Origin of the sequence: Psychrobacter sp. Sarcosine-02u-2 (assembly GCF_002836335.1) — a bacterium.
Lineage (GTDB): Bacteria > Pseudomonadota > Gammaproteobacteria > Pseudomonadales > Moraxellaceae > Psychrobacter > Psychrobacter faecalis.
The window spans coordinates 19,377-45,171 of the sequence record NZ_PJBX01000167.1 but is presented as its reverse complement, the minus strand read 5'-3'; the positions used below and the strand labels follow the sequence as shown (position 1 = coordinate 45,171).

At 43.7% G+C, this 25,795-nt stretch carries 21 protein-coding genes and 4 tRNA genes; 13 read left to right on the top strand and 12 right to left on the bottom strand.

Features of this window, described 5'->3' with window-relative positions; translation table 11 throughout:
• Positions 1–74: 74 nt before the first annotated feature.
• The 3 genes from CXF58_RS09245 to CXF58_RS09235 all read left to right on the top strand — a co-directional run bounded on the left by CXF58_RS09245 (position 75) and on the right by CXF58_RS09235 (position 3,788).
• Positions 75–428, top strand: coding sequence for a zinc ribbon domain-containing protein YjdM (locus CXF58_RS09245; RefSeq protein ID WP_068405853.1), 354 nt, complete (start codon positions 75–77; stop codon positions 426–428).
• 61 nt (positions 429–489) lie between these two features.
• Positions 490–1,791, top strand: coding sequence for a glutamate-1-semialdehyde 2,1-aminomutase (hemL, locus tag CXF58_RS09240; protein ID WP_102077303.1), 1,302 nt, complete (start codon positions 490–492; stop codon positions 1,789–1,791).
• 266 nt (positions 1,792–2,057) lie between these two features.
• A complete protein-coding gene (locus CXF58_RS09235) occupies positions 2,058–3,788 on the top strand; it encodes an AMP-binding protein (RefSeq protein WP_102077302.1) in 1,731 nt (576 codons plus the stop codon).
• A 99-nt stretch (positions 3,789–3,887) separates the two neighbouring features.
• On the opposite strand, the gene CXF58_RS09230 is transcribed toward CXF58_RS09235, so the two are convergent.
• Positions 3,888–4,313 carry an Mpo1-like protein gene (locus tag CXF58_RS09230; protein ID WP_102077301.1) on the bottom strand — a complete coding sequence of 142 codons (426 nt, stop codon included), beginning with the start codon at positions 4,311–4,313 and terminating at the stop codon, positions 3,888–3,890.
• A gap of 434 nt (positions 4,314–4,747) precedes the next feature.
• Between CXF58_RS09230 and ppx the strand changes: the two genes are divergently transcribed.
• From ppx to CXF58_RS09205, 5 genes are all read left to right on the top strand, one after another.
• Positions 4,748–6,289, top strand: a complete 1,542-nt coding sequence (gene ppx, locus CXF58_RS09225; RefSeq protein WP_102077300.1) for an exopolyphosphatase — start codon at positions 4,748–4,750, stop codon at positions 6,287–6,289.
• Positions 6,290–6,557: 268 nt separating this feature from the next.
• On the top strand, positions 6,558–7,361 hold the full coding sequence (locus CXF58_RS09220) for an acetyl-CoA carboxylase carboxyltransferase subunit alpha (protein ID WP_102077299.1): 804 nt from the start codon (positions 6,558–6,560) through the stop codon (positions 7,359–7,361).
• A 175-nt stretch (positions 7,362–7,536) separates the two neighbouring features.
• Entirely contained in the window at positions 7,537–9,117 is a 1,581-nt protein-coding gene (tilS, locus tag CXF58_RS09215) for a tRNA lysidine(34) synthetase TilS (protein WP_102077298.1), read from the top strand.
• A gap of 166 nt (positions 9,118–9,283) precedes the next feature.
• Positions 9,284–10,117 carry a pyrroline-5-carboxylate reductase gene (gene proC, locus CXF58_RS09210; RefSeq protein WP_102077297.1) on the top strand — a complete coding sequence of 278 codons (834 nt, stop codon included), beginning with the start codon at positions 9,284–9,286 and terminating at the stop codon, positions 10,115–10,117.
• Between the two features lie 167 nt (positions 10,118–10,284).
• Positions 10,285–10,854 carry a YggT family protein gene (locus CXF58_RS09205; protein ID WP_102077296.1) on the top strand — a complete coding sequence of 190 codons (570 nt, stop codon included), beginning with the start codon at positions 10,285–10,287 and terminating at the stop codon, positions 10,852–10,854.
• A gap of 103 nt (positions 10,855–10,957) precedes the next feature.
• Here CXF58_RS09205 and CXF58_RS09200 read toward each other — a convergent pair whose 3' ends face one another.
• The gene (locus CXF58_RS09200) at positions 10,958–11,752 is read right to left on the bottom strand and encodes a hydroxymethylpyrimidine/phosphomethylpyrimidine kinase (RefSeq protein WP_102077295.1); all 795 of its coding nucleotides are present in this window, start codon (positions 11,750–11,752) and stop codon (positions 10,958–10,960) included.
• A gap of 482 nt (positions 11,753–12,234) precedes the next feature.
• Here CXF58_RS09200 and CXF58_RS09195 point away from each other — a divergent pair.
• The 3 genes from CXF58_RS09195 (at position 12,235) to CXF58_RS09185 (ending at position 13,487) form a co-directional block, all read left to right on the top strand.
• Positions 12,235–12,324, top strand: a tRNA-Ser gene (locus tag CXF58_RS09195).
• Between the two features lie 184 nt (positions 12,325–12,508).
• Positions 12,509–12,585: transfer RNA gene (locus tag CXF58_RS09190), tRNA-Arg, on the top strand.
• Positions 12,586–12,833: 248 nt separating this feature from the next.
• Positions 12,834–13,487: an RDD family protein gene (locus CXF58_RS09185; RefSeq protein ID WP_102077294.1), complete on the top strand. Its 654-nt coding sequence runs from the start codon at positions 12,834–12,836 to the stop codon at positions 13,485–13,487.
• 73 nt (positions 13,488–13,560) lie between these two features.
• Here the strand turns inward: CXF58_RS09185 and panD are convergent, their stop codons facing one another.
• The 10 genes from panD to CXF58_RS09135 all read right to left on the bottom strand — a co-directional run bounded on the left by panD (position 13,561) and on the right by CXF58_RS09135 (position 21,934).
• The gene (gene panD, locus CXF58_RS09180; RefSeq protein WP_045443274.1) at positions 13,561–13,941 is read right to left on the bottom strand and encodes an aspartate 1-decarboxylase; all 381 of its coding nucleotides are present in this window, start codon (positions 13,939–13,941) and stop codon (positions 13,561–13,563) included.
• A 153-nt stretch (positions 13,942–14,094) separates the two neighbouring features.
• Entirely contained in the window at positions 14,095–14,676 is a 582-nt protein-coding gene (gene pth, locus CXF58_RS09175) for an aminoacyl-tRNA hydrolase (protein ID WP_068404711.1), read from the bottom strand.
• Between the two features lie 207 nt (positions 14,677–14,883).
• On the bottom strand, positions 14,884–15,576 hold the full coding sequence (locus tag CXF58_RS09170; protein ID WP_102077293.1) for a 50S ribosomal protein L25/general stress protein Ctc: 693 nt from the start codon (positions 15,574–15,576) through the stop codon (positions 14,884–14,886).
• Between the two features lie 300 nt (positions 15,577–15,876).
• Positions 15,877–16,824 carry a ribose-phosphate pyrophosphokinase gene (locus CXF58_RS09165; protein ID WP_068404706.1) on the bottom strand — a complete coding sequence of 316 codons (948 nt, stop codon included), beginning with the start codon at positions 16,822–16,824 and terminating at the stop codon, positions 15,877–15,879.
• Positions 16,825–16,934: 110 nt separating this feature from the next.
• A tRNA-Gln gene (locus CXF58_RS09160) sits at positions 16,935–17,010 on the bottom strand.
• Between the two features lie 242 nt (positions 17,011–17,252).
• Positions 17,253–17,328: transfer RNA gene (locus tag CXF58_RS09155), tRNA-Gln, on the bottom strand.
• Between the two features lie 167 nt (positions 17,329–17,495).
• Entirely contained in the window at positions 17,496–18,080 is a 585-nt protein-coding gene (locus CXF58_RS09150) for a hypothetical protein (protein WP_102077292.1), read from the bottom strand.
• A gap of 44 nt (positions 18,081–18,124) precedes the next feature.
• Positions 18,125–19,081, bottom strand: coding sequence for a 4-(cytidine 5'-diphospho)-2-C-methyl-D-erythritol kinase (gene ispE / locus CXF58_RS09145; RefSeq protein ID WP_102077291.1), 957 nt, complete (start codon positions 19,079–19,081; stop codon positions 18,125–18,127).
• Between the two features lie 61 nt (positions 19,082–19,142).
• Positions 19,143–19,778 carry a lipoprotein insertase outer membrane protein LolB gene (gene lolB / locus CXF58_RS09140; RefSeq protein WP_102077290.1) on the bottom strand — a complete coding sequence of 212 codons (636 nt, stop codon included), beginning with the start codon at positions 19,776–19,778 and terminating at the stop codon, positions 19,143–19,145.
• 227 nt (positions 19,779–20,005) lie between these two features.
• Positions 20,006–21,934, bottom strand: a complete 1,929-nt coding sequence (locus tag CXF58_RS09135; RefSeq protein ID WP_102077289.1) for a tetratricopeptide repeat protein — start codon at positions 21,932–21,934, stop codon at positions 20,006–20,008.
• Between the two features lie 577 nt (positions 21,935–22,511).
• Here CXF58_RS09135 and hemA point away from each other — a divergent pair.
• Positions 22,512–23,894: a glutamyl-tRNA reductase gene (gene hemA / locus CXF58_RS09130; protein WP_102077288.1), complete on the top strand. Its 1,383-nt coding sequence runs from the start codon at positions 22,512–22,514 to the stop codon at positions 23,892–23,894.
• 608 nt (positions 23,895–24,502) lie between these two features.
• The gene (locus tag CXF58_RS09125; protein WP_102077287.1) at positions 24,503–25,636 is read left to right on the top strand and encodes an aminotransferase class V-fold PLP-dependent enzyme; all 1,134 of its coding nucleotides are present in this window, start codon (positions 24,503–24,505) and stop codon (positions 25,634–25,636) included.
• Positions 25,637–25,795 lie beyond the last annotated feature (159 nt).

Here is a 25,795-nt window from a genome sequence, read left to right as displayed (position 1 = left end):
GGTGAAAGCCGGCGAGTTACGGTACAATGATAGCGTTAGAATACACCCAATTTATCACAGCTGACGAGAAAATTATGAGCTTACCCAATTGCCCAAAATGCGATGCTGAATATACGTACGAAGATGGTGCGTTACTGGTATGTCCGATGTGTGCTCATGAGTGGACCGCGGCTGAAACCGATGCGGCGCAGGCTGAAGCGCAAGATGCGGTCATTCGTGATGCGGTCGGTAACGAGCTGCAAGATGGCGATACCGTCACCGTGATTAAAGACTTAAAGGTCAAAGGTTCATCAACCATTATCAAAGTCGGCACCAAAGCAAAAGGGATTCGTCTGTTGCCAGATGCGTCTGATGGTCATGATATCGACTGTAAACTCGATGGTTTTGGACCGATGAAGCTCAAATCGTCAGTGGTTAAAAAAGCTTAAGTTTTTGTTAATTAAGTGATTGTTAATAAAATAACACCAAAAAAATAAGTAGAGACTAATTATGAGTACTAAAAATGAGCAACTCTTTGCGCAAGCACGTAAGCATATTCCTGGTGGTGTAAACTCACCGGTTCGCGCCTTTGCTGGCGTTGGTGGTACGCCTATTTTTATGCATCGTGCTAACGGCAGCAAAATCTATGATACCGAAGACAATGCTTATATTGATTATGTCGGCTCTTGGGGCCCGATGATTTTGGGTCATGCGCATCCAAAAGTCATTGATGCCGTTAAAAAAGCCGCTGATGATGGTTTGAGTTTTGGTACGCCAACGCCGTTTGAAACCACCGTTGCCGATAAGATTTGCGAGATCGTCCCAAGCGTTGAGATGATTCGCATGACAAGCTCGGGTACGGAAGCGACCATGAGCGCGATTCGTTTGGCGCGCGGCTTTACTGAGCGTGATAAAATCGTCAAATTTGAAGGCTGCTACCATGGTCATTCAGACAGCTTACTGGTAAAAGCGGGTTCAGGGATGCTAGATATTGGCGAACCAACGTCAAAAGGCGTGCCAGCCGATTTTGCCAAGCATACGATTACCATTCCTTATAATGACCCGCAAGCGATTAAAGAGTGCTTTGCAAAATGGGGTAGTGAGATTGCTTGCGTGATTGTGGAACCAATCGCTGGCAACATGAATATGGTCATTCCAACTCAAGAATTCCATGATACTTTGCGCGCAGAATGTACCGCCAATGGCGCGGTATTGATTTTTGATGAAGTGATGACCGGTTTTCGCGTTGGGCTTGGTGGCGCGCAAGCGCATTTTGGCATTGACCCTGATTTAACCTGCTTTGGTAAAATCATCGGTGCCGGTTTACCGGTTGGTGCTTTTGGTGGTAAAAAAGAAGTGATGTCCTGTATTGCACCACTTGGCGGCGTTTATCAAGCGGGTACGTTATCAGGTAACCCGCTGGCCATGCGCGCTGGTATTGCGATGTTTGAAGATTTAACCGTTGATGGTTTTTACGCCGAATTATCTGCGAAAGTAGACCAGCTTATTGATGGTATCCAAACGGCGGCAGACAAGCATGGTATCAATCTGCGCACCAATAAGTTGGGCGGCATGTTTGGGATGTTCTTTGTTAAAGACAAGGCGACAAACGTACCGCAAAACTTTGATGACGTCACCGAATGCGATATGGATGTGTTTAATACCTTTTTTCATGGCATGTTAGAGCGCGGTATTTATCTTGCGCCATCTGCCTATGAAGCAGGCTTTATGTCGATCAAGCATAGTGATGCAGACATTGAAGCGTCTATTAAAGCCGCTGATGAGATTTTTGCTGAAATGGTAAAAGCGTAATTCATTTGGTTAAAATTACTTGTCTAAAATTTAAAGTTTAATGTTCTTTAGAGTTTATAGGTACAACAAAAAAACCAGCAAGATTATCGCGCTGGTTTTTTTGTGCCTGCGTATTAATAAAACGAATTCTTAATAAATGGTGGAAGTTATTCAGGCTTGAAAATAATCTATAACCTAAAAGTATCCTTGTTCTAGAACCTATAATACAACGACTAAGTTGTGCTATTCTGAGAGCACCAATCACGTTTTAGCAAGGATGCAATTTGATGGATAATAGCTTTGAAAATAATGCGCCAAGTAGCCGTGTTCCGCCATTATGGCAGCGAGCTTACGAGCAATATGGCTTAGAAAATAATTTGGATGTGTTAATCGGAAAGGACAACCTGCTCGATTTATTGCAACCAAGAATTGATCAGCACAGTAGCGCTATTGCTTTTAGCATGGGCGCTGCCACCTTAACTTTTGCTCAGTTAGATGTTGCAAGTCGCCGCTTTGCTGCTTTTTTACAAGCACAAAACATTCAAAAGGGCGACCGTGTTGCGGTGCAATTGCCAAATATATTGCAATATGCGGTGGTATTGCTAGGTTGTCTGCGCGCAGGGGTAGTGTTGGTAAATGTCAATCCGATGTATACCCAGTATGAGTTGGCCCATCAGCTGACAGACTCTCAAGCGTGTGGATTGGTGATTGTCGATGGTATGTCGGCAGCTTTCGATAAATTGGATGATGAGGTTAAAGCGCAACTGTCTTTAGTCGTACATTGTTCTATCAATCCGAGTGCTGAGCTTATCGATAATGATATTGCTATCCTTAACAGTATTCATTGTTCAACCGAAAATGACGGTGAAAACGAGCTTACAGTTGCGAAATCTCATCAAGAACGTTATGTCAGCTTTGCTCATATTATGCAAGCGTATCATGCAGATCAGTTTCAGCCACCGACCATCACGCGCGAAGACTTGGCGTTACTCCAGTATACCGGCGGCACAACGGGTAAGCCAAAAGGCGCGATGCTTACTCATTATAATTTGATGGCGAATATTTGCCAGTGTTATGCAATGTTTGGCAGCGTTGTCGAAGCAGGTCGCAGCGAGCAAATCAAGATACTTAACCCTTTACCGCTCTATCATATTTTCTCCTTCACGGTTTGTGGTTTACTGGGTATTTATGGCGGCTGGGAAGATATATTGATCACCAATCCGCGCGATATCGATGGCTTAGTAAATAGCATTGAACAGCATCAGCCGCATGTGATTCCTTCGGTCAATACGTTATTTAATGGCATGCTCCATCATCCAAAGTTTACCGAGCTTGATTTTAGTCGCTTGGCACTATCTATCGGTGGCGGCACCGCGATTATCAAAGCGGTATCTGACCGATGGCAGCGCGCTACAGGCATGATTATTAATGAAGGTTATGGCATGTCAGAAACGTCGCCGGTTATCTCTTTTAATCCACCAGGGATAGATAGCTTTAATGGCAGCGTCGGATTACCTTTAGCCATGATGGATATCAAAATCATTGATGAGCAAGGAGCCGCCTGCGCTGTTGGCGTGCCCGGCGAAGTGGGGATTAAAGGGCCACAAGTGATGCAGGGTTATTGGGGTTTGGATAATACAGAGACCTTTACCGATGATGGGTACTTTAAGTCCGGTGACATCGGCATGTTAGATGAAAATGGCTTTTTGACATTGATTGATCGTAAAAAGGATATGATTTTGGTTTCGGGTTTCAATGTATATCCAAATGAAGTGGAAGCGGCGCTGACGGAACATCCTAAAGTGCTCGAGGTGGCTGTCGTTGGCATTGAAGATGCGCACAGTGGCGAAGTGCCAAAAGCGTTTGTGGTTAAAAGAGATTCCAGCTTAACGGCTGAGGAATTGGCGGCGTTTGCCAAAGAGCGTTTGACCGGTTATAAGCGTCCGCAAGCTTACGATTTTATCGATGAGTTACCGAAAACCGCTGTAGGTAAAATACTTCGTAAGTCTTTACGCTAAATAGCTGCTAAATAATAGATTTTTGATAACGACATAAAAAACTGGGCTAGCGTCTTAAACTGGCCCAGTTTTTATTTTGTCTGTTTATTATCAATAAATTTAACGCGCTTTATCAAACTTACGGTCTTTTAAACTTAAATTACCGCGGAGCACATCGGTGAACATACGAATATCACCAGCAAAACTTTGTAATGGGTATTTAAAAGTAGCCGGTTTGTTTTTCTCAAAGAAAAAATGGCCAACCCACGCGCAAGCATATCCTGCGGCAATACCTTTAAGCAGCGGTTTGGCTGAGCGATTTTTGACAGACTTTGCTAAGCCTAATAAGCCAAAGCTACTACCGGCGAAGTGCAAACGGCGGCACGCCATGTTTTGATGTTCATTTAAATAAAAGTCATAAAATTGATGCTTGGCTGGGTCTGCTATATTGATAAGCTTGCCATTACTTTGTTTATTAATATGAGTATCGGCATTTTCAGTTTGGGCAGCTTTGTTTTGTGAGGTTTGGGTAGTGGCTTGATTCATGACTTTGCTTCCTTGCAAATGAGTTATTTTAAATCATCAATGAGTTATGAATGCTCAATCGCAAAATTGAGGGCTGCTTTATGTAATGAGCTTATATAACCAATGTTTATAATATAAGTAAGTGCTTGTTATCTATTACAATATACCGGCTAATTATGAGATTCTAACGCATTTTCAATGTAGCAAACCGAGTGCATTAAAACAAGCGTTAGAGACTGACTTTAAGGTTCTGGTTTAATCACTGTTTAGCCAGTATTTAATCGAGTTTTCTTAGATTTTTGAATGTTTTTGCAAGCTGTGTTTAGCGATGGTAGCCGCTGACTTGCCAGCGTTTGGCATAAATGCTTTAATGGCAAAACTTGCTCATATTCTTTATTTTAAAAGCTTGAAGGCTTTTAAATATCACTTTATCTAATACGGTAACAATCTCGCTTATGCCCAAAGACTACCTAAAAAATCCACCACTTGCTGAAGATGAAATGATGGCCGCTATTGATATCGGCTCCAACAGTTTTCATCTGGCGATTGCGCGTCTCGACCACGGTGAAGTGCGAAAAGTGGTGTCTATGTCTGAAAAGGTGCAGCTCGCTGCCGGACTCGATGAGAATAATATCTTGGGCGCGGCGGCTGAAAAGCGCGGGCTTGAATGCTTAAGCCGCTTTGTGGCGCGTTTGGATTCGGTGCCGCCCGAGCGTATTCGCGTGGTAGCAACCAACGCCTTACGCCAAGCAAAAAACGCCAATGACTTTATTACTCGGGCCAATAAAATTTTACCGAAACCGATTGAGATTATCGCTGGACGTGAAGAGGCGCGTTTGATTTATTTGGGCGTCTCGCATACCAATGCCAGTAGCGATAAGCGTTTGGTTATTGATATCGGCGGCGGTTCGACAGAGTTTATCATTGGTCAAGAGTTCGATCCGTTATTGACCGAAAGCTTGCAGATGGGCTGTGTTGCCTTTACCCAAAAGTATTTTGCGGACGGTTTGATTACCAAAGAAGCCTTTAATAATGCCATCTCAGCGGCGCGCAAAGAAGTGCTGGCGATTAATGGCCGTTACCAAAAAGTCGGCTGGAGTAGTGTGGTTGGCTCAAGTGGGACGATTAAAGCGGTGCGCAACGTCCTTGTGTCAAAAGGCTGGGCAGATGAACAAGAACGCATCACCTATAAAGGCGTGAAAAAGTTAGAAAAATTATTGCTTAAAATTGGCAACGTCGATGACATTGAATTAGAAGGCGTCAAAGAACACCGTAAAGCGGTTTTCCCAGCGGGCGTTGCGGTATTGCGAGCGGTGATGAAAGTGCTCGGCATTGAGACCATGGTGTATTCAGATGGCGCGCTGCGTGAAGGCGTCATGTACGATATGCTTGGACGTTTTGCTAGCGAAGATGTGCGTGACCGCAGTGTGCTTGCGCTGATTAAACGCTACTCTGGTGATAAAAAACAAGCCAAACAAGTGGTCAAAACCAGCCGCAGTTTATTTGAGCAAGTCAAAGAAAAGCTCGGACTTAGTACAGAAGATGGTGATTTACTTAGACGAGCAGCGTCATTACATGAAATCGGTTTAGCAATTGCGCATAGCGGCTATCATAAACACAGTGCTTATTTGGTTGAATACTCTGATATTCCAGGGTTTTCGCAAGTGGATCAAAAGCGGATGGCACAATTGATGCTTAACCATCGCCGTAAGCTTAAAGCGGATATGCTAGAGCAAACGTGTACCATCGGCGGTGATTCGCTCGTTTATCTGTGTTTGCTGCTACGCTTAGCGGTACTGGCGCATCATAGTCGCAGCGATCATGAGTTACCAAAACTGGCGCTAAAAGTGATTGATAATAACCGCTGGCAAATCACCGTTGGCGAAAGTAGTGAGCACTATACTTTCTTATTGTCAGATTTGCATACGGAGATTGAGCAGTTTGCTAAATGGGGCGTAAAGCTGAGCGTTGTTGATGGCAGTGTGATTGAGGAATAAGGGCTGATTGCTCATACTGTTTCTTAATGCCGACTCTTAATACTGATTCTTAATGCGAAGCCGTTACTATTATAATAATGGCGCTACGGATTAACGTAACAAAAGCGGCGTTGTCAGTAATGCCATGCGATTTAAGATGTGCTACTATAGCTTCTATTGAGTTTACAACTGTACTTTCATTATTTGAGAGTCGATAATAACAGTATTAACTAACACAGCCATTATTAACCATCACCACATTGTATAGAATTATGAAAGGGAAGCGTCTATGAGTACCGTCTGGGATAGCGTTCAGCTTGCACGGCATGCCAAACGTCCATTATTTATGGACTATGTCAATCAGCTGTTTACCGAATTTGATGAGTTGCATGGCGACCGTGCTTATGCCGATGACAAGGCTATTCTTGGTGGTCTTGCGCGCCTAGATGGTCAGCCTGTAATGGTGATTGGTCAACATCGTGGTCGTAGTACGCGTGAGCGTATCGCTCATAATTTTGGCATGGCAAACCCCGAGGGTTATCGCAAAGTCATTCGTTTGGTCAAAATGGCTGAGCGCTTTAATATTCCGGTGATGACCTTTGTCGATACCCAAGGTGCCTACCCCGGAATCGGTGCCGAAGAGCGCGGCCAAGCGCAAGCCATTGCTGAAAGTATCGCCGTATTCTCTAGCCTTAAAGTACCTGTTATCGTTACCATTATTGGTGAAGGCGGCTCAGGGGGCGCATTGGCGATTGGCGTTGGCGACAAAGTAAATATGCTACAAAACAGTATTTACTCAGTCATTTCACCTGAAGGCTGTGCGTCTATCCTGTGGAAAACTGCTGAAAAAGCCCAAGATGCCAGTGAAGCATTAAAACTAAATGCGATTAACCTTTATCAAATGGGCCTAATTGACGCAGTTATCGACGAAGGCGAGGGCGCTCATCTTCAACCGCAACCTGTGATGACGGCGCTAAAAGCATTAATCGTTGAGCAACTAGATGAGCTTAAAGACATGGATGCGCATGAGCGCTGTGAGCTGCGTTATGAGAAATTAAAATCCTTTAACTCAGAAGTGATGTTGCCTTGCTAAGCATTTATATGAAAGTATATTGCTAGGTTACTTAAACTTAGCTTTTAACGATATCGCTTTGCGCTTAATGTTAAAATAAAAACGTGTCATTTTATGGCGCGTTTTTTTGTGCCGACTTGTTTATGTTTTAATTGATTGATACGTAAATAAAACCACCCAGTAAATAAGAACGATTATGACCAGTAGCGCAATCCTTCCACACCCCATTGAACCAATTGCAGAACTGCCTATCGATGCTGTTCTAGCAGAGGCATTGTTAAAAAGTCTAGCTGAATATGGCGAGCAACTACATGGTCGGCGAGTTTGGCTGGCCTGTAGTGGCGGGCGTGATTCGTTGGCATTAGCAGCACTTTGCGTACAGCTTTATCGCCAAGGTAAGCTGCCATTTTTACCGCAATTACTGCATGTCAATCATAATCTGCAAGCAGATAGTGGCGCTTGGGCACAGCACGTTGCTAACTGGGCAAAGGCGCAAAATATACCTTGTCGGATTTTACAGGCGCAGCTCAATGGTCGAGATGAGCAAGCCGCACGGCAAGCGCGCTATGATGTGATGCGCGCGCAACTTAATCAAGATGATGTTTTATTATTAGCCCATCATGCCGATGACCAAGCGGAAACGGTTTTAATGCGCCTGATTCAAGGCGCTGGGGTAAATGGTCTATCGGCTATGCAGCCGTGGCGTGTGCAGGCAAAAAGCGCACATCGCATAGCATTATGGCGACCGTGGCTGAGTATCAAACGCACCACTATCAGCGCCTATGCTCAGCGTTTAAAGCTGCCATATATCAACGACCCAACCAATGATACTGGCGATAATGTTCGTAGCGGCTTACGTCGAGATATCATGCCAGTATTGGCGAGCTATAACTCTAACGTTATTGATAATATTGCTCGTAGCGCGCAATTACTAAGTGACGCACAATTGATAATCAATGCCCAAGCGGCAAAGGACTTACAGCAGACAGAGATTGCATCATTACAGCTGCCACCTGCCCAGCGCGTGCTAGATATAGATAAATTGCAAAAACTACCGATTTATCGTCAGCGCCAATTATTGCATTATTGGCTTGGTCAAGATGAGCCATTACCGCCCGCTAAACAGCTCGTCGATGATGTCTTAAGTCTAAGCCAACGTGATGATAATGACCATCAAACGGCGCTGTTTTGGCAAGGTCGCAAAGCGTCTTATACTATTCGCCGTTATCGCCAGCAGCTTTATCGTTTAAGTAGTGATTGGCTCAAGTGGTTAGAGTTGCCGCTTACTAAGCAGATGCAGGTCTTATGCGGTCTCACTGCTGCTGACAGTAAGCCTATTTCAATTACCTTATGCAGTGATGAAAAATTTATTTGGCAATTACAGATTCTACCAAATGAAGTAACGCAGCTATTAAAAGGCTATAACGTAGAAAGCGATAAGAATAAGCTTAAGATTACCTTTGCGCCATTAGAGCGCAATCAGCGTGTGCAAACGGCATTGGCATCGCGCCCGCAATCAGGCAAAAAGCTTTATCAAACCTTGGCTATTCCATCATGGCTGCGTGAGAATTTGATCATGGTGAGTGTGACTTTGATAAATAAGGAAAGTAGTAAAAACGAGCTTTTAGAAAGTGAGCACCTGATAGAACTGCCTATTTTATTAATATCGCCTTTTAGAAGTTGGATGTTAAAGACTGAATCCTCGAGTATGAATGCTGACATAAATCAGGTAGCCGAGATTATCGAAAGCCATTTAAATATTATTAAAACATTCTAAATGATGATATGCATTGTCTGATTGAGAGTTTATTTAAACTGCGAGCTCTTGACTAAGCCTTTCAATTTATCAAACGACGCCAGTAGCAGTATGGTAAACTGAGTGTCATTTTACCTATCATTATGTTAGTTTGAATGCCTTTGCATTTTTTGAATAGGAGACACGTATGTCAGTATTAGATAATAAAAAAATCAGCTTTATTGGCGGCGGTAATATGGCGCAGGCTTTGATTAGCGGGCTTATCAGCTGCGGCGTCAAACCGAGTCTGATTACCGTTGCTGATCCAAGCAGTGACGCGCGCGAGCAATTGGCTGCCAAGGGACTAAATACAGTCGATCCAACGGCCGATACAAAAGCGGCGGTTATCGGTGCTAACATCGTGGTATTGGCGGTCAAGCCGCAAGTCATGAAAGCGGTGGTCAGTGGTTTTGCTGATGCTTTAGATAAGCAGCTGGTGATTTCAGTGGCAGCAGGGTTATCGACTGCGCTATTATCAAATATGCTCGGCGGCTATGGCAATATCGTTCGTGCGATGCCAAATACGCCAGCCATGATTCAAATGGGCGCAACCGGTCTTTACGGTACGGATGAAATTTCCGCTGAGCAAAAACAATTGGCAACCGCAGTGATGGAAGCGTCAGGTCTGGTCATGTGGGTCGATAATGAAGAGCACATGCATGCGGTCACCGCCGTATCAGGCTCAGCGCCCGCTTATATGTTTTACTTTATCGAAGCAATGGTCGATGGCGGAGTCGCATTAGGATTGGATAAAGAGCAAGCTTCAGCGCTAGCGATGCAAACCATGCTAGGTGCGGCAAAAATGGCGCTGGGTAGTGAAGACGCACCAAGCGAGCTACGTCGTAAAGTCACATCACCAAACGGCACGACCCAAGCAGCCATTGAGTCCATGCAAGCCAATGACATCAGCCGTCAAATCGTTGAAGCCATGCAAGCTTGCGCCGATCGTAGCCAAGCGCTAAGTGAAGAGATGAGTAAATAGTACTGAATAGCTAGTACGCTATTGATAGGGCATGTCGCGGTTGATGAGATGCCTTATTAATAATTATAAGAACTTAAAGTCATAAAAAACTTAAAGTCATAAAAATGCCTAATAATGACATTCGTCATCCTAAAACCCGTTAATAATGTCACCTTGAGTAGCACTTCATGAACAACATGTTATTGCAAATTTTTGATTTGGTCACCACCTTCGCCATGATGTTGGTATTTATCCGCTTTATGCTACAGTTTGCGGGGATGGATGCCAGCAACCCTATGATTGCGCCTGCTTATAAAGCCACCCATATCGTCGATGTATTTGGGCGTATTTTCCCCACCGTCGGCCAAGGCCGTATTAGTATTGCTGCCATTGTATTGATGTTTTTAATTCGCCTGATTGATATCTCTGGTAAAGCGGCTTTGACCCATAAAGGTATCGCGCCTGTTCCGCTATTCTTTACGGGTACTATCAGCTTGATTTTGGACTTTTTACGCATGTGCCGCTATCTGGTCATCGGTTCTATCATTGTCAGCTGGATTGTGGTGTTTACCCAGTCTCAGCATCCGATTATTGGTATTATTGTTATGTTGGCTGAACCAATTTTAGCGCCGTTTCGTCGTATCACGCCAAACTTGGGTATGATTGATTTATCGCCAATGATTGCCTTTTTTGCCTTTTATCTGCTTGAAATCTTTATCGGCGGTTTGGCATCAAACTTTATGCCGATGTTGGGTTAGGCTGGCCTAATAAAATTTAAAAAACTAGCGATTCTATAAAAGATACAAAAGGCGCTCTATATTTTATAGAGCGCCTTTTTTTATTTACCATCTATAGGTTATTCTAAGATTCTACAAAACGATTGGGTATCAATTGGGCATTAGCATCATTAGGGTGCGGCGCATCAGCAGCGCGCAGGGTTTGAGTAATCCAATGATCCGCCGCCTTTACTGCCTCGATAAGCGCGTCACCCATCGCCAAGCGTCCAGCGATAAAGCTCGCTAACGAGCAGCCAGAACCATGAAATTCACCTTTTAGGCGCGGTAAAACGCTTTTATGCACCATCTCGCCTTTGATATATAAATATTGCTCGATATCACCGCTATCAAAGTCGTGTGAAGTTTTGACCAATACCGCATGACAGCCTTGGGCGCATAGTTTTTGCGCACCGATATGTAAATCTTGCTCGTCGCTTAAAGCGCGTAGCTCATGCGTATTTGGGGTGATTAACGTCGCATAGGGCAGTAGTTTTCTAAACGCCGTTACCAAGGTTTGCTCATCGCCCAAGCTGCCACCGCTATTGGCAACCAATACCGGGTCGAGGACAAATGGCGTCTCAGCAGCGATAACCTGCTCGGCAAATAAACGCGTCAGCATGGCGATATTGTCAGTGGTACCAAGCATACCTGACTTAATCACGCGCACAGGCAAATCATCGAGCACGGTGGTCGCCTGCGCTGCTACCAAGTCGGCCGCACAAGCCTCAAAACCAAATACCTGCTGCGAGTTTTGAATGGTGATTGCCGTACAAGCGATGGCGGCATGCGCGCCTGCTTGACCGACTGCCTCGATATCCGCTTGTAATCCAGCACCACCTGACGGATCCAATCCTGAAAAACACAATACTACCGGTCGCATAACCCTTCCTTTTATTTGTCCTATAATGAATGATAAATACTATAGCCACCCATGACTCAAAAAGCCATAGCCAGCAGATTTTGGTAAATATAATCAGTGGAAAGTAATATCAATATATCTGCTGATATCAATTTTTCTTGCTTGCTGTACCTGCGCAGACAGAGGCTACAAACAATTGATATCAGCAATCCCGTAGCGATTTTGGGATATTTTGATTATAAGTAATAAAACCTAAAAACTTGGAAATTCACCGCTAAATGAGATATTCCTTATGCCTAGAGAATGATAAAACCATTTAAATTAACAATTATGACAAAAGCGGCATTAAATCTGTAGACAAGGCTTGCAATTCGTTTCGGCTTTGTTATAATACTCGCCCACGGCATAAGACGTATCATTAGCATCGATACTGTATTTAAAAAGATATTTGGCTTAAAAAGCATTTTTAATAAGAATATCTTGATAAGTGTCTTAAATCGTTCGGTGAAGTGGGTGAGTGGCTGAAACCAGTTCCCTGCTAAGGAACCATACGTGTAAGCGTATCGAGGGTTCGAATCCCTCCTTCACCGCCATTTATTCAGTTGTTATAAAGAGTAATAACGCAAAAATAGCGTTAATAATTTTTTAGATTAATATTCAAAAATAATTTGAATTTAATTAAAAAATGAGTTGACACAAGCGAGATTATCTATATAATAACCAAACTAATTTACTGCAATTATTTTTGAATAATTCAGTAGATAATGTGCAAAGTACGCGCTTGTAGCTCAGTTGGATAGAGCACTTGGCTACGAACTAAGGGGTCGGGAGTTCGAATCTCTCCAAGCGCACCATTTGCATACTAGCTTATTTGTTCATGTAACCATTAAGCTAAACTAAATTAATCGCCTGTCTTATGACAATTTGGCGATTTTTTTATGTCTGTCATTTTTATAGCAGTACAATCTGGTATTGATGTTTTTTCCTACACTCAAATTCTCCTGCCCTTGTACCAAAAGTCTTGTCTTATCATAAGGTACGCTAAGCGCCTGAATTACGGTACAATGAGCGCTCTATTTTTCGCTTGTTATGGGCTGGTATCATGTCAAAATCATCACCAAAAGCTGCTACTAAAGCAAAATCGCCACGCACCAACTCAGCGCATCAAGACTCCGTTGCCGAAGAGGCAGTGATTGCCAAGCCAGGCACGCGTATGGCGGCCATCCTTTATGATGGTATGTTGATTTTGGCACTACTGTTTTTGGTTGGTACGGTGCTGACAGTAATTGGTACGCTATTGACGATGGAGACGGGCACGCAGTCACAGCAAGCCAGATCGCTACCGACATGGTATCAAAACTTTATTATGACCCCTTCGTTTATCCTGACGCTGGTGGGCTTCTACGGGCTATTTTGGCGCCGCGGTGGGCAAACACTAGGTATGCAAACGTGGCGCTTAAAAACGGTCAATAATGATGGTCACCTGCTTACGTGGGGGCAGTCGTTCAAACGTATCTTGGCGGCGAGCCTGATGCCGCTGATATTTGGACTCATCGGTAGTGTCATCGGTGGTTCACGCGCTATCTTATTGACCAGTGCTTTTTTGGGCTTTGTTTTCAACTATGCCTTTTGTCTGTTTAATCGTCGCGGTTTGGCAATACAAGACATGCTATCAAATACCATCACTTTAAAAATGCCGAAAACAGAAAATGAAGGGCTATGGCGGGTGATTAGAAACCGTAAGCAGGATAAATAAATAGCATAAAAAAAGCTGAATCTTAATTAGATTCAGCTTTTTTATTGATCACTTAAATAGCAGTCATGGATAATTAAGCCACTTGTACCGGAATGATATTGGCAGTGTCTTTCACGGTATTGTCTTCGTTGCAATACACCAGTTTTGGCTGATAGGTAGCGGCTTCTACTTCATCAAAATGGGCATAAGCACAAATGATGACGATATCGCCCAGGTCTGCCATATGCGCGGCGGCACCGTTTAACGAGATAATGCCAGAGCCCGCTTCAGCGCGAATCGCATAGGTGCGAAAACGCTTGCCATTGGTGACATTGTAGATATCGATAGATTCGTTTTCACGCAGACCAGCGAGGTCTAGTAGGTCACCATCGATACCGCATGAGCCTTCGTAGTGCAGTTCAGCATGGGTAACACGGGCGCGATGTAATTTGCACTTGAGCATATTAAGTAGCATAGGTTGCTTCCTTAGGGTAACTGATATAAATGAACCAAATCAAAAGCTTAATGGGGACAGGGTAAGTAGAATAAAAGTTATTTGCCTAAAAGTCACGGCTAAATTTACGCTTTGGCGATTTAAATGACTTAAATGTTTGCCATCAACGGCAGATTATTCCGGTAATTTAAAGCCATTAATCTGCGAGCGTGCCTTTTCAATATCACCATCTAATAGTAATGGCAGCGCATCAAAAGCAGCACTTAACGCGCTATCGATAGCCATTTGTTCATCGGGCGCCGCTTTCGATAATACGTGACCGCTGACTTTAGATTTGTGACCCGGATGACCGATGCCGATACGCAGGCGATGAAAGTCGTTGCCGATGTGCGGGGTGATATCACGCAGACCATTATGACCACCGTGTCCGCCGTCGGTTTTGAGCTTGATACTGCCAGCGGGTATATCGAGCTCATCATGGGCAATCAGCAGCTCATTATTGTTAATGCCATAAAAATTGACCATCGGCACCACCGATTGACCAGATTTATTCATAAAGGTCAGAGGCATCAGCAGGCGCACATCGTGACCATGAATTTGCCCGCGTCCCGTTACCCCGTGGAATTTTTTGTCAGGGGCGAGAGCAATGTTAAACTGCTGCGCCAAATGATGGACGAACCAGAACCCGGCATTATGACGCGTAAACATATACTGCTGACCAGGATTACCAAGACCGACAATAAGCTTTATGGCCATAAAAACACCCTGCTTTTATTTAATAAATAAGAGATAAGGTTTGAAAAGTAAGATGAACTGATCGTGCTTATCCTACTTTTTAAACCTTCTTTTCAAACCTCAGTTACAAAAACAGCAGGAGACATTCATCACCTGCTATTTTTTGACTAAACCAATCTTTTATAACCGAGCAACCATAAGGCTGCTATATAAGCGTTATAAAGATTATTATTCAGCGTCTTTGTCTTCTTTAACTTCGCCGTCAGCGTTTTGCTCAGTAGCAGGTACTTCATCAGCATCAACTTCGTCAGCATCTTCGTCAACTTCTTCAACTGTTGGTGGCTGCATGTTCACAACAGTACGGTCGTGCGCATCTTCCATGTCAAGATCAAAGATGATTACGCCTTCAGGCAATTTGATGTCTGATAGACGGAATAGATCACCGATTTCCATGCCTGATACGTCGATTTCTAAGTATTCAGGTAATTGTGATGGTAGGCAAACGATTTCAACATCAGATACTAGCGTAGATAAGATACCGCCCGCTTTCGTACCTGGCGCTTCTTCACGACCAGCAAAATGTAGCGGTACGTGCATGTTGATTTTTTGACCTTTCACAATGCGCTGAAAATCTGCATGCATTGGGAAACCTTTAGCAGGATGGCGCTGCAAGTCTTTGATAACCACTTGTTGCTCATCACCTTTATCGGTAGTGATGGTCAAAATTTGTGAGAAAAACGCTTCATATTCAAGCGATTTTACGAGCTCGTTGATTTTGATAGAAATAGCAGTTGGTTCTTCACCACCACCGTAAATGATAGCAGGAACTAGGTTCTGCTTACGTAGGCGGCGGCTCGCACCTTTACCTTGTTGTTCAGCAGAGCGGTCAACTGCGTTGATTGCAAAATGATCAATAGCCATGGATATAATCCTATAGAGAGTATGTGAAGTATCTACCAGCAATAACAGACTTGCGACCAGTCTATCACCGGATAATCAATACTTTAGAAAGTATCAATCATGTCGCTAAGTATAAAATACCTAAAAATAATAGGGGTTAACGAATGATGAATACAGGCGCGCATTATACGTGATTCTTTAACAATAATAAAGACCTAGAGAAAATGGTGCGCGACCATCTTACATAAAAAAACGCCAAGTCATTAAACTTAGCGTTTTTTAGTAATATATTTTTTAGCGAAAGAAAATCTTAAGCATTAACTAGGCATCAAACATAGCGCTGATAGATTCTTCGTTATTGATACGGCGTAAGCTTTCAGCAAGCATCGGTGCGATACTTACTTGACGGATTTTGCTACAGGCTTTAGCCGCGTCAGACAATGGAATGGTATCAGTTACCACAATCTCATCCAATTCCGATTCGCTGATGTTTTTTAGCGCATTACCCGATAGGACAGGGTGAGTAATATAAGCGAGTACGCGGCGTGCGCCATTTTGCTTTAAGGCTTCAGCGGCTTTGCATAACGTACCTGCGGTATCAACCATATCATCAACGATGACGCAGTCACGGTCACGGACATCACCAATGATGTGCATCACTTGTGATTCATTGGCACGGGCACGGCGTTTATCAATAATCGCCATGTCGGTATCGCCCAACTGCTTCGCCATCGCGCGCGCACGTACCACACCACCAACGTCAGGTGACACTACCATGATGTTGTCATAATCTTGTTTTTTAAGATCGTTCAATAAGACAGGCGTACCGTAGATGTTATCAACTGGGATATCAAAGAAACCCTGAATCTGATCTGAGTGCAAATCAACAGTCATGACGCGATCGATACTGACGATGTTTAGCATGTCAGCGACGACTTTGGCCGAAATAGGCACACGTGCTGAACGCGGACGACGGTCTTGACGCGCATAACCAAAGTAGGGCATGACAGCAGTGATACGGCCCGCACTAGAACGACGCAAGGCATCGGCCATCATCATGATTTCCATCAAATTGTCGTTGGTCGGTGCACAAGTAGGCTGCATGATAAACACGTCTTTACCGCGAACGTGTTCTTTGATTTCCACGGCAATTTCGCCATCAGAAAAACGCGTGATGTCAGCTTTACCAAGAGGTATATGGAGATGATCGGCTACGGTTTTTGCTAATTCTGGGTGGGCATTACCCGTAAAAATCGCCAAATAAGGCATGACAGAAGTCCTATTGATTAACTCAAGCAGCGACCGCTAAGCAGTATCAAACTGCTCAAATTTAGAAAAGAGTATGGAAAACTATTGATGACTACTATTACAGTAAAAAATGGCAGGGGTAGCTGGACTCGAACCAACGGATGTCAGGATCAAAACCTGATGCCTTACCAACTTGGCTATACCCCTGTAATATCTAGGCTGTGTACGTCGATATCTAGGTATAATTTATAGTAAATTATGCTTAGAATAGCGTCACGACCTGTTCGTTATTGTATAAACAGATAAACCGTCTACATCATAACTTTTCCCTAACGGTGTTCATTGCAAACTATACCGAAACTGGGATAACGTTGTCAATGTCAATAAAATAAGCGTTTATTTAAAAACGGCTTATAATGACGACATATCGAACGCTTTACACTTAAAAATGGCAGGGGTAGCTGGACTCGAACCAACGGATGTCAGGATCAAAACCTGATGCCTTACCAACTTGGCTATACCCCTATTGTGGCGACCTATTATAAATAAGTTTTCAGAATTTGCAAGGTCTTTAGGCGTTTTTATGGCTTTTATTCGAAACTAAGTGAATTAGCCTGAGTTGCATCGCTACTATTGTAGTGAATAGAGGTCTTTTTATTAAGCTTGTCAATCGTAAGCTAATGCTGTGCGAGTTACTTTTGTACGAGAGGATTGACCACTCTACCACTCATAAATATTGCAGGTTCCGTCAAACAAGTTGTATTCTCTGGGTCTTCGATGACAATATCACCTTTTCGTAAATAGTAACTACCTATACGCTCTTTAATTATACCGCTAGTGACAACCTCCTCACCGAGCTTAACTTTGGTTCCATTTAGAGAAATGGCTTGTTCATTCTCAAAAAGAATCGCTCTATCGGGATAAAAAATAGGACTAAGGTACTCATTGTTATTTTTTACAAAGTATAAGCAGTTATTTTTGATAATGTATTTACCTTTGAAAACAAAGTTTATCTCTCGCATTGAAAGAGCCGCGGCATAAGTGAATAGTTCAGTAGGCGAGCTGACTTTGGAATCTTGCTGAGAAACCTCTATATTTTGAGAGTTGTCTTTTACTTTTATGTCTAGTTGTTGTGGCAAAGTTATTTTATCGGATAAGCGATTAGCATGAGATTCATCGTGAGATTTAGATAGTAATGAACACGCAGTCAAATTCGATGATAAGCAAATAAAAACGGTGGCGGTTATTAGACTCTTATTTAGATATGAATGGTTCATATTAATACCAACTTATTTGAGAGTTTGAGTAGGGCACGTCCATCTTACAAACTGCCAACGAGATACCCTGCACAAGGCGCAGCCGCAATCCATTTTGCCAACAGTACCTTATCATCAATAACACTCGCATCCAATGGCAAGAACACGGCGCTACCAGAGCCGGTCATACGAGCTGTGCCGAGTGCCTGTGATTCTAAACCTTGCAAATACTGTAACGCTGCATCGACAGCCGGAGCGAGACTAATAACTACGGGCGTAAAGACATTTTGATAAGGCGTGTTTAAATGTTGCACATAGTCATTGGTCTGGCTTTTGATGATGTCAATGGATAGGGCGTCGATATCTCGTTGTAGCTTTGGATGCGCGAACAGCTTAGCAGTACTCACATGCGCGTTCGGGGTTAAGACTAAATATTGCTGCTCGGGCAAATCAATGGCGGTCAGCTCTTCGCCAATACCCATGGCAATGGCATCTTGCCCAAAGATAAATATGGGCACATCTGCGCCAATAGTAGCGGCGATTTTTATCAGCTCATTTTTAGTAATGTTAAGCTGCCAAATCTCATTTAAGACTAATAAGGTCGTTGCCGCATTGGATGAGCCACCGCCCAAGCCTGCACCCATCGGTAGGTGTTTATCTAAGGTGATTTGTACTGGCACTAACTGCTTAGATAGTCTATTTGCTTGGAGAGCAAATGCTAGTAACGCTCGGGCGGCTTTAAAAATCAGATTATCATCGATACTGCTGGTTATGGTGTCGGCACCAGCAAGCGTTAGCAGCTGATGACATAGCATAGTAGCGTCGAAGGTCTTATCTATAATAGAAAGTGCCGCATCGTCTACAAACGTAAAATGCAAATAATCGCCCCAGTCGAGCAGGCGAAAGACAGTTTGCAGATTATGATAGCCATCAGCGCGCTTATCGGTGATATGCAAAAATAAATTAATCTTTGCCGGTGACAAGCGCGTGATAACTTGTTTTGCAATGTTGCGTTCAGTCATAAATAAATGTCTTTATGAATTGTGCGTAAAGACAGTATTTTCTACTGTCTACATAAGGCCATTATTTTTGATGGTCGATGGTCATCACTACCTTATTACCTTGTGATTGTACGGCACTGATTTTATTTGGCAATTTGTCGTTACCTTTATAACTAAAGTTCGCTTGCCATTCACCATTGACCGAACTAATCAAACGGTTTTGGTCGTCAAGCTGTGGGGCGCTGTCTGAAGGCGCTGGGCGACCCGATATCCAGTACGGCATTTGTGAAATTGGCGCCTGCCAGCCTGTGGCTTTTTTGAGCAAGGTTTCAGGGTCAGCAGCGGTTAAAGTACCGGTTTTTTCGCTGACTAAAGTCGCCGACTGACCATTATATTCGATATTGGTTTTGCCAATGCCAAGCGCACCAATCAATTCGATAGCAAAACGGTCATTTTGTTGTCCCCATGCATAAAACGCACTGCCGCCTTGGTTTCCTGAATTGTCCTTACTAGGTGTGGTAACGCCGATCTTGCCCGTGATATTAAAGTTCTCAAGCTTTTTAGGTTGTTCAGGTTTCTGACCTTGTACCGTGCCAACAGGCTGATTGGTAGCATTGGCGGTTTTTAATGACTGACAACCAGATGTGATAACGAGCGCGGCCGTTAAAGCGCTAAATAGCGCCAGTTTATTCGGCTGGTTTTTTTTTAATACTGACATGATATATCCTCAAAAATAGACAATTTTTAAAAGTAACAAGTTTTAAAAGCAACAGATTTGCTAAAAGCTCAAATGAAACAATAAACGCTTAGCTTAAGCATAATTTGTTACGCGCTGATGCATGGCTGTTCATTTCTTATAACTGGCTTGTAGTTTTTAGCGTAAGCGTTTTTTATTTTTAATCATATTTTATGATGAGTATTCAATAAGCCTTAAGCAAAAGCGTGTTAATAAAGCTGTATACGGTCATTGACGTTGCGCTGCCCAAATGAAAAACGCTCTTGTAACTCAGCAAGCAACGCCTCAACTTTTTCATTATCGCCTAGCCCTTGATAAGCGCGCAGCAGTAGTGTGCCTGAACGTAGGGTTGGAAAAACGTCGTACGGGGTTTGTAGATAATCGATGACTTGTTGATAATCTTCGTTCGCTAAAGCATTGGCGGCGAGTACGTTTAACGCTTGCAAATGCAGCTCATTGTCATAGCGCGGGTCATCATAACGGATTTGAATGATAGCCGTTGCTAGCGCCAAACCTTGCTTGGAGCTGCGTTCATTGGCGAGCAATAACTGCGCATAGCTAAGCTGATAAGCAAGGTTGGTTGGGTCGAGCGTTTGCAAATGGTTCAATAAAGTGCGCTTAACGATATAATCGTTTTTGTCGTCAAGCAGCTGCGCGCGGGCAAATAGCAGCATCTCATTATTAGGATATTTGCGGCTGGCACGCGTTAATAACCGTAGCGCCTCCTCGGGCTCATTTTGCTGCCATAAGATATCCGCTTGCATGACAAAGCTGTCAGGCGCGAAGATGCTAAAGTCTTTACGCAGCTTCTCTAAAGTAGCAATGGCTGCATCGACGTCGTCATTTAGCAGCTCAAACGACACCACTTTTCGCCGCGCTTCTAACACCAAGTCCTCTTGCATCACGCCATTGAGATAGTATTTTGCTTGCTCAAAGCGCTGCTGGCGCTCGGCACTGATGCCAAGGTAGTAATAGGCTTGGTCAAGATAAGCCGGATTTTTAGCCAAGATATTAAGCAGCTGGTCGGCGCTGGCGTATTCTTCAACGTCCAAGCTCACCAGTGCGGCGAGCAAAGTGATTTCGTCATCATCAGCAAAGCGCCCGTGTGCATCAAGTAATAGCTGCCAAGCCTGCTCGCTTTGCCGCAAATCAAGTAAATAACGAATCTCATATAAGTATAAGCTCTTGCTATCAGGGTTACGTAGGCGCGCTTGGTTAATATAATCAAGCACGGCTGCTGATGGCTTGGTCTCGCGTAAGATGTCGGCTTTTAAAGTGATAAAAGGCACATAATCTGGCTGGCGCGCAAGGGCGCGATCGATATGGACAATAGCAACCTCAGGCTCATCAAACTGATACAGTAAACCAGCCTTTAATACCGAAAGCGAAGCATTTTGCTCGCTATCGATAGGTTGCAAAGCGGCAAGTAACTCGCGTTTGTCTTCATCGGTATTGGGATAAATGCCAATCAGTATTTCGCTAAGATCGGCTCGCGGGTCATAGTTTAAAATGCGATTTAGAGTGGCACCTGCTAATTCATAATCGTGCGCACGCAGGGCCAAATGCGCCACATAAAACCAAGCGGGCACGTGGTCAGGGTTTTGGTCTTGCCAAGTTTTAGCAAAGCGCAATGAATTCTCAACGCTTTCATTACGTAAAGATAAGCTTAGGGCGCGCTCAAATACGGCGGTCGCATCTTGTTTAAAAGATTGCTGCTTATAAATAGTTAGCGCGCGCTTATTATCATCGCGATCTGCGGCAAATTCGGCATCCAACAGCGCGTATAAATTTGGCTCACCAAGCTCTGATTGTGTTTGGTTTGTAAGTGCTTGATTGTTTGCATCAGCGCTATTTACTGCTAGCTGAGACTGCTCAGTAGACGATGGTTGAGAAGGTATTTCATGAGCAGTATGACCAATGATATCGGTATTGCTTGCTTTAGCTGCTGAAGGTTTAGACGAATTGGACAAGTCAGTATTTAATATCGGAGCGGTCAACGCCGGGCTGACATATTTGGCGTGGGCGGGTAATCCTAGGCATAGACAAATGGCCAACGACAACGTTAGCTTATAACGCTGGCATAGGCGCTCAATAGTAGCTTGCAATAAGGCGCGGAGGCGAGATTGATCATTATACATAGGTTGCAATCTAAAGGATGACCCAAAAAATCTAGCGAGCAATATTTTCCCATTAGTCCACTTGCATTCTAACAGGAGGATTTTATTTTCTTTATTTTAAAGATGTTTGTTGTTGTCATTATAAGAGCAGATGAAAGCGATAAACAATAGCGCCTATGTTACTCAAATACTAACAATATTTAGGCAATTAAGTCATGACAATAAATGACCCTAAGTAACATCGAATAACTTCTGATAGGTTAAACGCCTGCTAGTAAACCAGCGCTGATAAGTTAGACAAATATAACTGGCATTTATTTTAAAGCCTGGTAGCAGTTGATTTATCGTCGTCATGCCCAGATACAGACAAATACCATCGCCCAGCGCTGCTTGTTAAATAAAGCCAGCAATAATGATATAATAAGCGCTTTTTAGACTTTTATATTGACAAGTATTAATTAAAGACATTTTTTCACAGCCAGTTTAGCAAGCGCTGTTTGTGAAAAACTGTTTTTTAGCACTGCTGATTGTATAGGTTTTTTCACATTCTAAAAGCGTTTGGCTGGCAGGTAAACGTTATATTTATGGTCTATCAATAATGAGATTAGTGGTCATTGGGGTCAATCACAAAACCGCACCAGTCGCTCTGCGAGAGCGCTTGGCGCTTGTCGGTGACGATGTGAATATTGCCCTGCAGCAGCTAGAAGATTTTACCGATGGTAGCGTGATTGTCTCGACGTGCAACCGTACAGAAATTTATGCACTCGTCCCGCAAGTCTCAGCATCGTCAGAATCAGGCGCGGCTTTAGCAGCGCAGCAAACTGCTGTCTCGAGTAATAATGCCATTAGTGCGCAGCCTTCTGCCGCGGCAATTAGCGCTCATATTTTAAAAATAAAAGCGTGGCTGGCGGATTTTAAACAGTTACCTTTGGCTGAAATTGACCCTTATCTTTATGTGCACCGTGATACTCATGCCCTGACTCATTGGTTACGAGTCGCCGCTGGTCTTGACTCGATGATATTGGGTGAGCCGCAGATACTTGGTCAAATCAAACGTTCTGTGCATTTGGCGCAAGACCAAAAGGCGCTCAGCAATCAGCTCGGCTGGATTGTCGATCAAGTATTTGCTGCTGCCAAACGCGTGCGTAACGAAACCAAAGTCGGCGCTCAAGCAGTGTCGCTGAGCTATGCGGCCGCCAAACTGGTGACGCAGATATTTGATGATTTGCCCAGTCGGACGCTATTGGTGGTCGCAGCTGGTGAGATGAATCGCTTGGTGGCGACCCATATCGCTGGGCTTGGGGTCGGGCGGGTCATTATTTGTAACCGCAATCCTGAGCGTGCCGAAGCGTTGGCCGCCGAATTGCGTCGACCTGAGCGTATGGTAGAAGTGAAATCGCTGCAAGAATTGCCGCAAGTATTGGCAGAGGCTGATATCGTCAGTAGTTGTAGCGGCAGTATGGATATATTGATTGATAAGACCATGACCTTGCGCGCGCTTAAAAGCCGCCGTTATCAGCCGATGCTGATGATTGACTTGGCCGTACCGCGCGATATCGACTCGACCATTAGCCGTATCGATGATGTGTATTTGTATTCTGTCGATGACTTGCAACACGTGATTGCTGGTAATATTGAGCAGCGCAGGCAAGCGGCGGTCGATGCGGAGCTGCTCGTTAGTCAGTTGGTGGTTGAGATGGATCGGCGCTTTCAAGTGCGCCAAGTCGGCAAAGAGATTCAACAATATCGCGCGCGCACCCATGACCAAGTCGATAAGCTGCTGCATGAATCCATTGCTAAGCTGCAACAAGATAACGCCAGCCCTGAAGATATCATCACTGAGCTGTCGCGGCGTTTGACCCAGACGCTGACTCATGCACCATCGAAGCTGATGCGCAAAGCGGCACGCGAAGGTGACAATGAGCTCCTAGATTTTGTGGTTTCTGGATTACAAGACGCGCATCGCGGTCGCCGCCAGTAACCATGGCTCCGCTCCTTGTAGCTATTTATCAATGTAGCTGTCTATCAATCTATCAATTTTTCTACTATTTATCCTAAAAGCGTTTCTTTGCAAACCGTTTCTCTGAAAAAGTCATCAATTAGTTTAGCGGGGCACTTACGCAAACCTAGCGTTGTCAACCTGCATTATCAGTGCTAATATCAAGTTGTTATGAGTATATTAAGCGATGATAATTTTTGGTTATATGGCTGCGATTATTTTTTAATTAGCCTTTAATCAATAGGTTCTGACTTTTTTTAAAGCTTAATTTTATCAACCCTTTCTTAATATTTTCTCATCTTATTAATTCTCAGTATTTATGATTCAATAGGCTGTCAATGCGTGGTCACGATATTGTCGCGCCTATTGATGGTCTGTAGTACTGTTTAAAATAAAAAATAAAGCGCACAAGACAGACTTGTTAGCGGCAATAGCGCTAGGATAAAGCGTTATATCGTCAATCTTGCGTCATACTCTCGACTATTACTCGATATTAGTGCCCCATTAATACTATTTATAGTAGTATTTGAGCAGTTGTAACTAAAGTTTAAAAATAACTATATTCCCTAACTATAAACTAGGAGCGTCCTATGACTGCATTACGTCAAGATATTGATCCAAACGGCTTATTAGAATACTCGGTGGTCTATACTGACCGCGCCTTAAACCACATGTCAAAAGTCTTTCAGCAAGTGATGAATGACTTATCTAGCAACCTAAAGTCAGTCTATAACGCAGATGCGGTGGCGATTGTACCGGGTTCTGGCACTTATGGGATGGAAGCCGTGGCGCGTCAATTGGCCAATGATAAAGACTGCCTGATTATCCGTAACGGTTGGTTTAGCTATCGCTGGACGCAAATTTTAGACAAAGGCAAAATTGCCAAATCATCAACGGTATTGACTGCCAATCGTGAAGAGGGTGACTCGCCAAAGCCATTTGCGCCTGTTGCTATCGATGAGGCGGTTGCTAAAATCAAAGAAACAAAACCTGCCATCGTTTTTGCTCCACATGTTGAAACCTCATCTGGCATCATTCTGTCAGAAGATTATATCAAAGCATTGAGCGATGCCGTCCATAGCGTTGGTGGTCTATTAGTCATTGACTGTATCGCTTCAGGTTGCGTCTGGCTCGATATGAAAGATTTGGGCATTGACGTGCTTATCAGCGCGCCGCAAAAAGGCTGGAGCAGCACACCGGGTGCAGGTTTGGTGATGCTCAGCGCCGCGGCTGTGCAAAAAGTAGACAGCACCGAGTCTGATAGCTTTAGCTTAGATTTAAAACAGTGGTTAAACATCATGCGCGCCTATGAAAATGGCGGTCACGCTTATCATGCAACCATGCCAACCGATAGCTTACGCCAGTTCCGCGATGCTATTAATGAAGCTAAGGAAGTCGGTTTTGATAAACTTTGCGAGGCGCAGTGGGAGCTTGGTAAGCGTATTCGTAAAGTATTGGCAGACAAAGGCATTGAAAGCGTGGCGGCAGAAGGTTTTGAAGCACCGGGCGTTGTCGTTGCTTATACCGACCGTGATGATATGCATAAAGGTAGCGCCTTTGCTGAAGCTGGCATGCAAATCGCCGCTGGCGTTCCGCTACAAGTAGGCGAACCTGAGAACTTTAAAACTTTCCGCTTAGGTCTATTTGGTCTTGATAAATTGACCGATGTTGACGGTGCGGTACAACGTTTTGAGAAAGCGCTTGATGCAGTGTTGGCTAAATAGCTTCTTATTTTGAAAGAAGGTTTAACCTAACAACGGCGTAACATCAATACTGAACCTATTAAAAAAATAGGCTCAGTATTTTTTTACCTTTCTATTATATTTTATTATATAATGTATTTATATAAAACGAATATATTTTATTTTTGATAAAAATTGGCT